This is a genomic window from Enterobacter sp. SM3 (assembly GCF_009811935.2).
Classification (GTDB): Bacteria; Pseudomonadota; Gammaproteobacteria; order Enterobacterales; family Enterobacteriaceae; genus Enterobacter; species Enterobacter asburiae_D.
This window is the reverse complement of sequence record NZ_CP099971.1, coordinates 2,514,712-2,528,719: the sequence shown is the minus strand read 5'-3', so window position 1 is coordinate 2,528,719 and position 14,008 is coordinate 2,514,712. Positions and strand designations below refer to the sequence as shown.

Annotated in this window: 11 protein-coding genes; 1 reads left to right on the top strand and 10 read right to left on the bottom strand. The window is 59.3% G+C overall.

What is annotated here, in order from left to right; all coding sequences use genetic code 11:
- The first annotated feature begins 122 nt into the window (after positions 1 to 122).
- Positions 123 to 1,298, top strand: coding sequence for an MFS transporter AraJ (gene araJ / locus GVO84_RS11910; protein ID WP_159514245.1), 1,176 nt, complete (start codon positions 123 to 125; stop codon positions 1,296 to 1,298).
- A gap of 6 nt (positions 1,299 to 1,304) precedes the next feature.
- Here araJ and GVO84_RS11905 read toward each other — a convergent pair whose 3' ends face one another.
- The 10 genes from GVO84_RS11905 to sra all read right to left on the bottom strand — a co-directional run bounded on the left by GVO84_RS11905 (position 1,305) and on the right by sra (position 13,925).
- A complete protein-coding gene (locus GVO84_RS11905; RefSeq protein WP_159514244.1) occupies positions 1,305 to 2,396 on the bottom strand; it encodes an alkylhydroperoxidase domain protein in 1,092 nt (363 codons plus the stop codon).
- 10 nt (positions 2,397 to 2,406) lie between these two features.
- On the bottom strand, positions 2,407 to 3,396 hold the full coding sequence (locus GVO84_RS11900) for a putative FMN-dependent luciferase-like monooxygenase (protein WP_159514243.1): 990 nt from the start codon (positions 3,394 to 3,396) through the stop codon (positions 2,407 to 2,409).
- A complete protein-coding gene (locus GVO84_RS11895; protein WP_159514242.1) occupies positions 3,393 to 5,000 on the bottom strand; it encodes a dipeptide ABC transporter ATP-binding protein in 1,608 nt (535 codons plus the stop codon). Before GVO84_RS11895 ends, GVO84_RS11900 begins: the two co-directional genes overlap by 4 nt.
- Complete coding sequence (locus GVO84_RS11890) at positions 5,000 to 5,848, bottom strand: ABC transporter permease (protein WP_159514241.1); 849 nt, start codon at positions 5,846 to 5,848, stop codon at positions 5,000 to 5,002. Before GVO84_RS11890 ends, GVO84_RS11895 begins: the two co-directional genes overlap by 1 nt.
- The gene (locus tag GVO84_RS11885; RefSeq protein ID WP_159514240.1) at positions 5,845 to 6,789 is read right to left on the bottom strand and encodes an ABC transporter permease; all 945 of its coding nucleotides are present in this window, start codon (positions 6,787 to 6,789) and stop codon (positions 5,845 to 5,847) included. Before GVO84_RS11885 ends, GVO84_RS11890 begins: the two co-directional genes overlap by 4 nt.
- Before the next feature lie 10 nt (positions 6,790 to 6,799).
- On the bottom strand, positions 6,800 to 8,419 hold the full coding sequence (locus GVO84_RS11880) for a TIGR04028 family ABC transporter substrate-binding protein (RefSeq protein ID WP_159514239.1): 1,620 nt from the start codon (positions 8,417 to 8,419) through the stop codon (positions 6,800 to 6,802).
- A gap of 149 nt (positions 8,420 to 8,568) precedes the next feature.
- The gene (gene adhP, locus GVO84_RS11875) at positions 8,569 to 9,579 is read right to left on the bottom strand and encodes an alcohol dehydrogenase AdhP (RefSeq protein ID WP_148241713.1); all 1,011 of its coding nucleotides are present in this window, start codon (positions 9,577 to 9,579) and stop codon (positions 8,569 to 8,571) included.
- Positions 9,580 to 9,776: 197 nt separating this feature from the next.
- Positions 9,777 to 11,489: an ABC-F family ATP-binding cassette domain-containing protein gene (locus GVO84_RS11870; protein WP_159514238.1), complete on the bottom strand. Its 1,713-nt coding sequence runs from the start codon at positions 11,487 to 11,489 to the stop codon at positions 9,777 to 9,779.
- 424 nt (positions 11,490 to 11,913) lie between these two features.
- Positions 11,914 to 13,611 (bottom strand): NAD-dependent malic enzyme, encoded by a 1,698-nt coding sequence (locus GVO84_RS11865; protein WP_159514237.1) that lies wholly within the window; start codon positions 13,609 to 13,611, stop codon positions 11,914 to 11,916.
- A 176-nt stretch (positions 13,612 to 13,787) separates the two neighbouring features.
- Positions 13,788 to 13,925: a stationary-phase-induced ribosome-associated protein gene (sra, locus tag GVO84_RS11860; protein ID WP_008501714.1), complete on the bottom strand. Its 138-nt coding sequence runs from the start codon at positions 13,923 to 13,925 to the stop codon at positions 13,788 to 13,790.
- Positions 13,926 to 14,008: the final 83 nt, after the last annotated feature.

Below are 14,008 nucleotides of genomic sequence, written 5' to 3'. Positions count from 1 at the left end.
CACTATGAAGTGTAATTCACCTGAATTAATGGATTAACGTGTCAGCCAGCTGATTTGAACTGGCTCACCATACAAGATTATTCAATAATGCCCGTCGCGAGTGATTAACCAGTGGTTGAAGTATGAAAAAGACAATTTTTTCGTTGGCACTTGGCACATTTGGCCTCGGGATGGCTGAATTTGGCATTATGGGCGTGCTCACTGAACTGGCACATGACACCGGTATTTCGATTCCCTCCGCCGGGAATATGATCTCGTTTTATGCTTTCGGTGTGGTGATTGGCGCCCCGATTATGGCGCTGTTCTCAGGCAAGTTCTCATTAAAAACCACGCTGCTGTTTCTGGTGGCGATGTCCGCTGTCGGCAACGGTCTGTTTACGTTCTCAACGTCGTACTTCTGGCTGGCGCTGGGACGGCTGATTTCCGGTTTTCCGCACGGGGCCATTTTTGGCGTCGGGGCGATTATCCTGTCTAAAATTGCGCCGCCGGGTAAGGTGACGGTCGCGGTGGCGGGAATGATCGCCGGTATGACTGTGGCGAACCTGGTGGGCGTTCCGCTGGGGACCTGGCTCGGGCACCAGTTCAGCTGGCGCTATACCTTTTTCCTGATTGCCGTGTTCGACGCGCTGGTGATCCTTTCGGTTCTGCTCTGGGTGCCGGACATCCGCGACACGTCAGAAATCAAATTGACCGAGCAGTTCCACTTTCTGAAAAAACCAGAACCCTGGCTGATTTTTGCCGCCACCATGTTTGGCAACGCCGGGGTGTTCGCGTGGTTCAGCTTCGTTAAGCCGTTTATGGTCAACGTCTCCGGTTATTCAGAAGGGATGATGACGGCCATCATGATGCTGATGGGGCTTGGTATGGTGTTGGGCAATCTGCTGAGCGGTAAGCTCTCGGGGCGTTTTAGCCCGCTGCGCATTGCGGCCACCACCGACATGGTAATTGTCGCCTCACTGCTGCTGCTTTTCGCCTTTGGCGAACTGAAAACGGCCTCGCTGGTCATGGGCTTTATCTGCTGTGCCGGGCTGTTCGCACTCTCTGCGCCGCTACAAATTCTGCTTCTGCAAAATGCGAAGGGCGGTGAGATGCTGGGGGCGGCTGGGGGGCAGATGGCGTTTAATCTCGGCAGTGCGATTGGCGCGTATTTTGGCGGGATGATGATTACCTTCGGCTTTAGCTGGCGTTACGTCACGCTGCCGGCGGCAATACTCTCTTTCTCGGCCATGAGTGCGCTGCTGATCTACGGCCACCTGCGGACCAGACGGGCTCAGGCTAACGCTCGCGCGTTAGCCTGAAAGTCTTCAGGCAAGCCAGGGCTCACCCAGGGTCAGCATCAGGCGGTTGGCCCAGGCGAAGAACGCGGCGGACTGCACCAGATCAAGCTGCGCCAGGGTATCCAGCCCCTCTTTTTCCAGCGCGGCCAGGTGCAGCGGCGTGGTGGCAGGCGGCGTGACCGACAGCGCCGCCGCAAAATCGATTTCCGCCTGCCAGCGTGCGGATTGCCCCTCGCTGAGAGATTGCCCCGGACGCACCGCCAGCAGGGCCTCTACCGCCGCGTCATCCTTTGACAGCTGGCTGGCTTTACGCGCATGGACAGATGCGCAGTAAATGCAGCCGTTGATTTTACTGGCTACCGTTGCGGCCAGCTCGCGCTCGGCGCGCGGCAATCCCCCCGATGTATAAAAAATTCCTTTATCCGTCAACGTGCGCTGTTCAAGTACCGGCAGGTTGCGCCCCAGCAGGCGGAAGTAGTCGGAATCGGTATGGCCAAATTTTGCCAGGATGGCAACCTCATCGTCACGGAAGTCCGCCAGCGGTTTGGCCGCTATCCACGGTTCCCATCCCAGCTCCTGCTGGGTAAACGCGACGGGTGCCGCCTTCCCGGTGACCGTTGTTGCGGTCGTGTGCCAGATGCCTGCCGCCACCGGCGCATCGCTTTTGGCGGCGGGGTTGTCGTTCAGCAGCCGCAGCCCGGTGATGAGTCGACTCTGGAAGCTCACAAACGCGACGAGCTGCGCCAGGGTAACAATGCCTTCCTTGCTCCATCCCGCCTGGGTCAGCGCCCTTAACGCTGCGGGCGTCGCTTCGACGGGGGAGAACGTCAGCAGCCGCGCAAAATTCAGCGCCGGGGTCAGGCGTTCTGAGGTGGGGTCAGCCAGGCCAAACCCCGCATAGTGTGCGGCCAGCGCCTCCGCGCTGTGCCACCTGGCGACTTTTGCCGCCACGGCGAAGCGCTCGTCGAGTGCAAAATCATCATCCTGCTGGCTAAACAGGATTTCGTAGCTGCCCTGCGCGTGGCGCGTGGCGGCATCACGCGTGGCGCGCGCCTCTGCCAGAGGGGAACCGGGTTTAATTTCCGCCAGCTCGGCGAGAATGTCCTGACTTAATGACATAGGTGTCTCCTCAAAGGATGTGGGGGGCAATGCGTTCGGCAATCAGTTCGATGGACCGCAGCGTGTCGCGATGCGTAGGTTCGACCGAATGGACCTGGAATGAGATATCCGTGGCGCGCCTGAGAATGGAATCAGCATTCAGCGAATGCAGCACCGTATCGGGCGAACCAATATGCGCATCAAACTGACGGCGATATTCTGTGACACTGTCACCTTTAACCGTGTGCCCGGCAGCGCGATGCTGCTGGGCTTGTTTTGTGAGACCCGGCGTTGCGACCTTCAGCGCATAGTCGTCGCTGTCGGCGACGAACGCCGTACGGGAGGCCAGGATACGCGGGGCGATGCCCGCAGGCAGCGCATCGAGGTAGGCATCCACAATCGGGTTCTGGATCTCGTCGAGCGTTAGATCCAGCCGATCTGCCGGGCGCGGCTGCGTGCGGGAGAGCATTAAACCGTGTCCGTCCCGGGCGGCGCGAACGGCACCGTCAACGGAGAAGGTGGCAATCCAGATACGGTCAGCAAGCTGTGGCGCAGGCGGGTAAAGGTGGTTATCCGGATGGGAAAGTGAATCCCCGCGCCAGGCGCTTTGAATCACATGCAAATGGTCGGCAAAGGCCGCGCCGCGCTCCTCAAACGTCAGGCCGAACGGCAGAAATGAGGTCGGTGTGCCGCCCGAACCAAAACCGACTTCAAGACGGCCATCGGCGAGTAAATCGAGCACGGCGGCATCTTCTGCGACGCGCAGCGGGTTTTCCATCGGCAGGGTGATGATGGCCGTGCCCAGGCGGATGGTTTCGGTATGCGCGGCGACGTGCGCCAGAAACAGCAGCGGCGACGGCAGGCCGCCTTCACTTTCGTGGAAGTGGTGCTGCGCGATCCAGGCGCTGTCAAAACCGTGGCGTTCGGCGTGGCGGATCTGTTCAGTTGCCAGACGATAGCGCTCCTTCGGCGTAGCGTCGTCAAGCAGGCGGGTGAAAAATCCCAGGCGTTTTCGCGTCATGCAAACTCCTCCGTAGCGGGTGAAAAATGGGGAATGGCGTCAATCAGCTCGCGGGTATAATCGTTCTGCGGCGACGCGAATAAGGTTCCGACGTCGCCCTGTTCGACCACCTGACCGCTGCGCAGCACCGTGACGCTGTGGGCGATCCGGCGCACGGTAGACAGATCGTGCGTGATGAAGAGGTAGGTCAATCCCAGCTGCTGCTGCAGCTGCTGAAGTAGAGCCAGGATCTGCGCCTGCACGGTGACGTCCAGCGCCGAGGTGGCTTCGTCCAGCACCAGAATGGTCGGCTCGAGGATCAGCGCCCGGGCGATGGCAACGCGCTGACGCTGTCCGCCTGAAAGTTCCCGGGCGGTGCGGCTCAGGAGTTCGACGGGCAGGGCAACCCGCTGCGCTACTGTCTCCACCTGGACCTTTCGCTCCGCCTTACCGAGGCGAGAGAAATTCTTCAGGGGCTCTTCGATGATCTCGAACAGCGTCTGACGCGGGTCGAGAGAGGCAAACGGGTTCTGGTAGACAAACTGGATCTTCTGGCGCAGCTGACGGCGGGCCTCGCGGCTGAGCGCGGTGGCATCAATATCATCAATGACGACCTGGCCGCTGTCGGCCTGTTCAAAACCGAGCAAAATACGGGCGAGGGTGGTTTTCCCGGAGCCGGATTCACCGACCAGCGCATGCGTACTGCCGCGCCTGACGTCAAACGTCACCCGATCCAGCACCTGAAGCTGATGACCTTTGCCCAGGGAGAATTGTTTGCTGATGTCGCGGGCGCGAATGGCCGGTGACGCGAGCGGGCGGCCTGCCACCGGGGCGATGGTCAGGCGCTGGCCCTGGAGATCGCTCAACAGCTGGCGGGTGTAGGCGTGCTGCGGCGTGCGTACGATATCGGTAGTGTTGCCATGCTCCTGAACCTCGCCATCGCGAAAAACCAGCAGCCTGTCCGCGCGCTGTACGGCCAGCGCCAGGTCGTGGGTGACAAACAAAACGGCGGTACCCGATTCCCGGCGCAGGATATCCAGCAGATCGAGAATGCGTTTTTGCACCGTTACATCCAGCGCGCTGGTGGGCTCATCGGCAACGATCACATCCGGGCGCAGGGCAATGGCGATGGCAATCAACACGCGCTGTTTCATCCCGCCGGAGAGCTGGTGGGGATACTGCGTCATGCGCTGCTCGGGGTGGCTCAGGCCGACCTTTGTCAGCAGGGCGAGTACCTGCTCGTCGCGCTCGGCGCGGGTCACTTTCTGGTGTAGCTGAATGATTTCTCCGACCTGCGCGCCGATGGTTTTCACCGGGTTGAGCGAATTACCCGGATCCTGCGGGACCAGGCTAATTCGCGCCCCGCGGAGGGTATCGAGACGCCTGGCGGACCATCGGCTAATCTCCTCGCCGTTGAGCGATATTTTTCCCGCATCACGCCGGGCGTTGTCAGCCAGCAGACCAATGATCGCCTGCGCCGTGGTCGTTTTGCCGGATCCTGATTCGCCGACAAACGCCAGCATTTCCCCTCGCCCGAGCGTGAAGCTGACGTTATGCACCACCTCTCGCCACTGGCGCGCGGTACGGTAGCTAATCGTCAAATTTTCCACTGAGAGAACGGTCATTAGCGACCTCCGCTGAACTGTTGGCTGATACGGTTGGTGGCCAGCACCACGGCGATGACGACGACGCCGGGGAAGGTGGTGAGCCACCAGGCGGTAGAGAGATAGTTACGGCCTTCGGCAATCAATAAGCCCCATTCCGGCACGGGCGGCGGGGTGCCGTAGCCGAGAAAGCTCAGCGTGGAGAGCGCCAGGATGGCCTGGCCAAACTGCAGCGTGGCAAAGGCCAGAACGGCGGTTAAGGCGTTGGGCAGGATGTGTCGCCACAGCACGGCAAAAAACGTCCCGCCGCTGCCAAACGCCGCCTCGACGTAATCCGTGTGCCGGATGCGCACCACTTCACCGCGCGCGAGGCGGGCGAAGCTGGCAATGGAGGCCACGCCGACGGCAATCGCGGCGTTAACGGTGCCAAACCCGAGCAGAATAATCACCGTCAGCGAGAGCAGCAGAGACGGGATGGACAGCAGCACGTCGACGAAACGCATCAGCAGAGACTCGACGCGTCCAGCGAACGCCCCGGCAACCCCCCCTAAGCCGGTGCCTACCACCAGACCCATCGTCACGGCGGCCAGCGCCGCGCTCAGGGAGTGTGATGCACCATAAACAATACGCGTGTAAACATCGCGGCCAAGCTGATCGGTGCCGAGCCAGTGTCCCGCCTGCGGCGCCAGGCGTTGTGCCCCGGCGATGCCCTCAATCGGGCTGTAGTGGGTTAACAGACCGGGCGCCACGGCGGCAAAAGCGGCGAGAATAATCACCCCCCATGCCAGCCACAGTCCCGGTTGCCATTCCACGCCCTGCCAGGCTGGAACGCGTTTTCGCGCGGCGGCAGCGTAATCGACCAGACTCATGATGCACCTCCGGTAACGGTTTGCAGGCGGGGATCCAGCAGCGGCATCAGCAGATCCACCAGCAGATTGATCAGGACAAAACCGAGGGCGGAAATCATCACGACCGCCTGAAGTACGGCGATATCCTGGTTATTCACCGCCTGCTGGGTCAGCTGTCCGAGCCCGCTGCGGCCAAAAACGGTTTCCGTGATCAGCGCCCCGGCAATCAGCTCGCCCAGCAGCAGCCCGGCAATGTTCAGGACCGGCAGCAGGGCGTTGCCGGTAACGTGACGCCACAGGACGGCGGTTTCACTCAACCCTTTAGCACGGGCGACGGCGACAAACGGCTGCGTCGCCACCTGGTCCAGGCTGCGCATCAGAATTTGCGCCAGCGGGGCGGAGATCGGGATCGCGACGGTCACGATCGGCAGGATCAGTCCCTGCAGCGGCGTCGGGTTAATCACCGGGATCAGCCGCAGCTGAAAAGAAAAGAGCTGGATGAGGGCAATCCCCAGCCAGAACGTGGGTAAGGAGATAAACAGGACCGGCAGAGACTGGAGGGTATTACTCAGCCAGCGCAGACCCGGCAGACGCGATGCAAAGGCCAGCGCGAACGCCAGCAGGACCGCCAGTACAAACGCGGGCAGGGCGAGACTCAGGGTATCCGGCAGATTGCTGGCAATCAGCTCGCTGACCGGCACTCCGGCCTGTAGCGAATAGCCGAAATCCCCGCGCAGCATCGCCAGCAGCGTGTGGGCATATTGCTGCCACAGCGGGCTGTCCGCGCCGTAGGCCACGCGCATCTCCTCGATTTGCGCCGGGCTTAAGCCCAGGTCCGGGTTCTGAAATTTAATCAGCACCGCGTCGCCCGGCAGCACCTGGAGCAACACGAACGAGAGGGTAAAGGCGGCCCACAGTACGAGCAGCCCGTGCCCAAAGCGTTGAAGAAGTGCGTGGCGCATCGTCAGCTCCTCAGTGTTTCTCAATCCACGCGCCGTAGAACGACGGGCGTCCTACCGCTTCAAAATTGACGCCTTTCAGCCACGGCGCACCGGCAAAGACCTGCGGCTCTTCGAAAATCGGAATGACGTAGGCGTTATCCAGCAGGTAGCGCTGGGCGTCCCCCGCCAGCTGCAGGCGTTTTTGCGGATCGACCTCAGCCGAAATGTTCACCAGCAGTTCATTCAGCTTGTCGTCACGGAAGTTTTTGACCTTGTCGCTGGATCCGCCTTTTTGCAGCAGCGCGTCGCGGTTAGCCGGGTAGAACATGCTTTTCACCACGTCAGGATCGGCGCGGCCTACTTCGGAGACGGTTAACGGGGTTTTCAGCGGGTCAAGGTTATCCAGCGTGCGGCTGCCTGCGTCACCGGCTTTGACGCTCAGCGCCACGCCCACCTGGCGCCACTGCTGGGCAACCAGCTGCAGCACCTCTTTGTTTTGCGGCTGCGGCAGGGATTCATACACCGTCAGTGCCAGACGTTGGCCGTCCTTGGCGCGGATCCCGTCGCCGCCTGCTTTCCAGCCCGCGTCGTCCAGCAGCTGGTTAGCTTTTGCCGGGTTAAAGGTCAATTTGTCACTGAGGTCGACAAAGCCTGCGGCGGAATCGGCAATCACTGACTTCGCCTGCGGATAGTTGGCCGAGAAGAGGGTCTCAACCACCTGTTTTGCATTGGTGGCATGCAGCAGCGCCTGGCGTACGCGAATATCAGAGACCAGCGGGTTATCCGGGCGGAAGCTGATGCTGTCATTCACCCCGCGCGTCGGGGCGGCGTAGATCTTATAGCCCTGGTCTGTCGCCTGCTTTTCATCATACGCCTGCACCTGGCGTATAAAGTCGGCCTGACCGGCCAGCAGGGCGCCCACGCGCACGCTGTCTTCCTGGGTCACAATAAACTTGATGCCATCAAGATTGGCTGGCCCCTGTTGCGCCAGATTTTTGGGGCCCCACTGATAGTCTTTGCGCGCTTCGAGCGTCACTTCACGGCCCAGCTTCTCGTCCTTCACCACAAACGGGCCGGAGCCAATGATATGGCGGGCATCCCCCAGCTCTTCGAAGTTGCGCTTCAGCGTGCTGAGCGAGACCAGACCCGAGCCAATGGTGGCGGTGCCTTGCAGGAAGCCCGGCGACGGTTTTTTGATGTAGAACTTCACGGTCAGCGGGTCGATGACTTCGCTACGATCGTAGTTATTGATCACTTCTGACACCGGCAGGCGCTGCGCCTTATTGCCTAAACCGTAGGTATCAAAATTTTTCGCCACGGCGTTCGCGTCCAGCGGCGTGCCGTCGGAGAAGGTGATGCCGGGACGAAGCTTAAAGGTGTATTCGGTTTTATCGGCGTTGGTGGTCCAGCTTTCAGCCACCCAGGGTTCCACCTGCAGCGTCTTTGGGTTCTGCCACGTCAGTTTGTCGGTGATTTGATTCAGAATGCCGCCGTTCGGGTAAAAGCCACCGGCAGGCGGATAGAGGTTGGTGTGCGCCTGTTGCTCCAGATAAATCAGCGTGCCGCCTTTGACGGGCGCATCTGCTGCCCAGGCTGCGGTTGTCGCCAGAATCAGCGCCGTCAGCAGCGGCAGACGAAATGGGGTTTGCATGGTGAATTCCTTTGTTATCTTCTTGTTAGCGTCGGATTCATCATCGGGCGCGGGGGAAAACAAGGGAACAAAGGAATTAAGATAAGGATTGCCGGAAACTGGCTATAAAAAAACCGCTCCAGTGAGGAGCGGTGATGAATGGTGGACGATTATGAACGTAAGTCGATCACCATACGGCCGCGGATCTGGCCCTGTTCCATCTCTTTAAAGATGGCGTTGATGTCCTCCAGCGGGCGCATCGTGACTTTCGGTACGACCTTACCTTCAGCGGCGAACTGGAAGGCTTCCTGCAGATCCTGACGGGTGCCGACCAGCGAACCCACTACCTGAATGCCGTCCAGCACCAGACGCGGAATGTCGAGGCTCATCGCTTCCGGCGGCAGGCCCACCGCGACCACGCGGCCACCGGCACGCACGGCATCAACGGCTGAGTTGAATGCTGCTTTTGCGACGGCAGTGACGACTGCGGCATGCGCGCCGCCGGTTTTCTCCTGCACGATTTTCGCGGCATCTTCGCTGCGGGAGTTGATGGTTAAATCCGCACCCATGCTGGCCGCCAGCTTCAGCTGTTCGTCGTTAACGTCAAGGGCGATGACTTTGGCGTTAAAGACGTTTTTGGCGTACTGCAGCGCGAGGTTGCCCAGCCCGCCCAGACCATAGATTGCAATCCACTGGCCCGGTTTGATGCCCGAGACCTTCACAGCTTTGTAGGTGGTCACGCCGGCGCAGGTGATGCTGCTGGCCGCCGCCGAATCCAGGCCGTCCGGCACTTTTACCGCGTAATCCGCGGTAACGATGCACTCTTCCGCCATCCCGCCGTCAACGGAGTAACCGGCATTTTTCACATCGCGGCACAGGGTTTCGTTGCCGGTATTACAGTATTCGCAGTGACCGCAGCCTTCAAAAAACCAGGCCACGCTTGTGCGGTCGCCGACTTTCAGCGACTTCACGCCAGGGCCGACTTCTTTTACGATACCAATCCCTTCGTGGCCCAGGATAACCCCGGTTTTATCGCCGAAATCCCCGTTCTTCACGTGGAGGTCGGTATGGCATACGCCACAGCACTCCATCTTCAGCAGGGCTTCCCCGTGCTTAAGCGGGCGTAAGGTTTTTTCGGTGACGTTGACCTGATGATCCTGAGTGACAACAGCAGCCTTCATGTGTATCTCCTTGTTCATGATAAGAATCTGCATAGCAGGGTAATACCCCTTAAGGATTAATACATTAGCCTGGTAATGCAAGGCTGCGGCAACATAATGTCATCATTTAATTCGTTTTCAGATTAAGAAAAGGGTGTTCCTCTAATAATTTAGGGGGAAACTACTGGCCCGACGAGAGAGCCTCGCCGGGCGCAGCGTTACAGCTGTGCTTCTATCTCCTCAATCTCTTTACGCCATTGCGCCTGCAGCTGCGGCTTTTGATGCTTCGGCTTACGCGCCAGATCGTCTTCCAGCAGCGCTTCCAGCGCGACCAGCCGTTCGAGCAGATCGTCATACGGTGAGGATTGAACCGTCTCCGCATCCATGACTGGCGCGGCGGTGGTCACCAGCCCCGCGCTTTCACGCAGGCGCTCAAACACCGCTTCTGCATCGTGCCACTCGCTCAGTTTTCCCTCTTCAATCAGCCAGAAACGGTTGCAGCTTTGGCTAATTAACTGACGGTCATGGCTGACCAGCAGCACGCCGCCTTCGAACTGCTGGAGGGTTTGGGCCAGCGCCTCTTTGCCTTCCATGTCGAGGTGGTTGGTCGGCTCATCCAGCATCAGCAGGCTATAGCGGGCAAGCGTCAGGCCTACGAACAGCAGGCGCGAGCGTTCGCCACCGCTGAGCGTGCTGACCGTTTGCCCGTGACGCGCCCACGGGAAACCCGCGCTTATCAGCGCCATTTTGCGGTTCTGCGGATCCGGCGCGAATGGCTCCAGCGCGTCGAGCAGCGTGGCGTCATCCGGCAGCTGATGAAGCGTCTGGTCGTAATAGCCTGGCGACACGCGCGGATGAATTTTCAACCCGCTGTCTGCGGGCTCATCAGCAAACTGTTGCCAGATAAGCCTCATCAGCGACGATTTGCCGCAGCCGTTACGACCGACAATCGCCACGCGATCGCCGCTTTTCAGCCGCGCCATGTCGATGTTAAACAGCGGCGGTAGCCCCGGCGCAGGCGGGACGCTGAGGTTTTCCATCTCAAGCAGACGGTCTGCCCGCAGCGCGTCGCCTCGCAGGGTTAACGTCCACGGGCTGCCTGCCGTGAGCGCCGTCTGGCTCTCCTTCAGCCGTTCGACCTGTTTTTCCATCTGTTTGGCTTTGCGGGCCAGGTCTTCGTTGTCATAAACCTTGCCCCAGGTCGCCAGCCGCTTCGCGCTGGCGGTCACACGGTCGATCTCCTTTTGCTCCGCCTTGTGGCGCTGCGCATCGCTTTCATCCTTGGCTTCAAGCGCCTTGCGGGCGGCCGTGCAGGGAAGGGCGAAGTAGTGCAGCGTTTTATCGCGCAGGATCCAGCTGCCGTTGGTGACGGCGTCCAGCAGCTGTCGGTCATGGGAGACCAGCACGAAGCTGCCTGACCAGTTCTGCAGAAAGTGTTCCAGCCAGAGCATGGTCGGCAGGTCCAGGTGGTTGCTGGGTTCATCAAGCAGGAGCAGATCCGGCTCGTGAATCAGCGCCCGCGCCAGCAGCAGGCGGGTGTGTTGCCCGCCGCTTAGCGTAGCGGATTGCAGCATCATATCCTGCGGCGTGAAGCCCATGCTCGCCAGCAGCGTTTCGGCTTTCCAGCGCAGGCTATCGCGCTCGGCTAAAGGCAGCTGTGCGAGTACGGCATCCAGCATGGTCAGCGGGAAAATGGCATCCGGGAGATGTTGCTCCACGCGCGCCATCAGGCAGTGTCCGGCCAGCGCTACCGTTCCGGAGGCGGGGGAGTCAGTGCCGTCCAGCACCTTCAGCAGCGTGCTTTTTCCGCAGCCGTTGTCGCCCAGCAGGCCAATGCGGTCGCCTTTTTTCAGCGTAAAGGAGAGTGAGTCGAAGAGCGTGCCAAGCGCCGTATCAACGCGTAAAGATTGTGCAGTGAGTAAAGTGCTCATTGTTGCTTACCCAAGAGTTACAGGCATGTTTATGCCTCGTCAAACATCGCTGACGATAACTCAGTAAGCCCGAGAGAAGGGATTTCAGGGGTTGGTGTCTTCGCTCAAGCCGAAGTTATCGCAGCACGATACCGATAACGCTTGAGCTGGTGCGATCACCAAATGTATGTGAAACATTGAAAATTTCACGATACAGCATAATTGGCCTCCTTATATATTCAGTAGGTTAATGGATGAAGGGAGTGTAGCGGGGGAAAAGGGGTTTGGCTAGTGGGTATTCGATGGCGCGGTCTGTTGCCCTCACCCTAACCCTCTCCCACAGGGAGAGGGAAAACATCATGCCCGTAGGCCCGGTAAGCGAAGCGCCACCGGGCGATTGGGCCGCACCGCGTCTCCCACAGGGAGAGGAAACGGTCGTAGCGAATTAAATCGAGGTACGGCGATAGCTACGGTATTCAGGCTTCCAGAAGTTGTCGTCGATGGCCTGCTGCAGCGCGTCGGCAGAGGTTTTCACCGCCACGCCCTGCTGCTGCGCCATTTTACCTACCGCAAACGCGATGGCGCGCGACACCTTGTGAATGTCTTTCAGCTCCGGCAGCACCAGCCCTTCACCGTTGTTGACCAGCGGCGAGTAGCCCGCGAGGGTTTCGCTCGCCGACATCAGCATCTCATCGGTAATGCGGGACGCGCCGGACGCGATCACGCCCAGACCAATGCCCGGGAAGATGTACGAGTTGTTGCACTGGGCAATCGGATAGGTTTTATCCTTCCACACCACCGGATCGAACGGACTGCCGGTCGCAACCAGCGCGTTACCTTCGGTCCAGGCAATGATGTCCTGCGGCGTCGCTTCCACGCGGGAGGTCGGGTTGGAAAGCGGCATCACGATAGGGCGCTCGCAGTGCTTGTGCATCTCGCGAATGATCTCTTCGGTAAAGAGACCGGTTTGCCCGGAAACGCCGATCAGAATATCCGGCTTCACGTTGCGCACTACGTCCAGCAGGGAAAGGACTTCGTTGTCGGTATCCCAGTTTTTCAGGTTCTCACGTTTCTGCACCAGCTTGGTCTGGAACGGCAGCAGGTTTGGCATGCCGTCGGTCAGCAGGCCGAAACGGTCAACCATAAAGACGCGGGAGCGGGCCAGCTCTTCGCTCAAGCCTTCACGCTGCGTCTGGGCGATAATCTGCTCGGCGATACCGCAGCCCGCAGAGCCTGCACCCAGGAAGACGATTTTCTGGTAGCTCAGCTGGCTGCCGGCTGCACGGCTGGCGGCGATAAGCGTACCCACGGTCACGGATGCGGTGCCCTGGATGTCGTCGTTAAAGGAGCAGATCTCATCGCGATAGCGGTTCAGCAGCGGCATCGCGTTTTTCTGCGCAAAGTCTTCAAACTGCAGCAGCACGTCCGGCCAGCGGTGCTTCACGGCCTGGATGAAATCGTCGACAAACTGATAGTACTCGTCGTCGGTAATGCGCGGATGGCGCCAGCCCATATAGAGCGGATCGTTGAGCAGCTGCTGGTTGTTGGTGCCGACGTCCAGCACCACCGGTAGGGTATACGCCGGGCTGATGCCGCCGCAGGCGGTGTAGAGCGAGAGTTTACCGATTGGGATCCCCATCCCGCCAATGCCCTGGTCGCCGAGGCCGAGAATACGTTCGCCGTCGGTCACCACAATCACTTTGATATTGTGGTTAGGCACGTTCTGCAGAATATCGTCCATGTTGTGACGATTCTGATAAGAGATGAATACCCCGCGAGAGCGACGGTAGATCTCTGAGAAACGCTCGCAGGCCGCACCCACCGTCGGGGTGTAGATCACCGGCATCATCTCTTCGAGATGGTTCTGCACCAGGCGATAGAAGAGGGTTTCATTGGTGTCCTGAATGTTACGCAGGTAGATGTGCTTGTCGATTTCAGTTTTGAAACCCTGATACTGGATCCACGCGCGCTCCGCCTGTTCTTCAATGGTCTCAACCACTTCCGGCAGCAGACCAAGCAGGTTAAAGCTGCTGCGCTCTTCCATGCTGAAGGCGCTGCCTTTGTTGAGCAGGGGGAATTCGAGTAAAACCGGTCCGGCGTATGGGATGTATAAGGAACGATGTTTTTTCAGTTTGTTGTCCATGTCACTCACTCTTTTTATGAAGATCCGTCCCTGACACTGCTGTTTGTCATCTTTCTGGCCTGTGCGCTGGGGTGCGGTCAGGCGGTATTATAAAGGAGCTAAATATTAATTACCGCAACACATAAACAAAAACACCACCGGGATTACCGATGGTGTTCTGGATCTCAGTCTGGAACTTACTTGCCCGCGTGGCGTTTTCTGCCGGTGGCGTGAGTGACCTGCGTTTCATGGTCGCCTTCAATCACCACTTTACGCTGATTGGAAAGCTTGTAGTTCAGTCCCAGAATATGGCGTGCCTGACGGTTCGATTTCATGTTAACTCCTCAATCCTGTTGATAGTTTTAAGGACCAGTTTGCTTACGCAAACGAAATGTAACCCCTTAGGTTGCTGATCCAG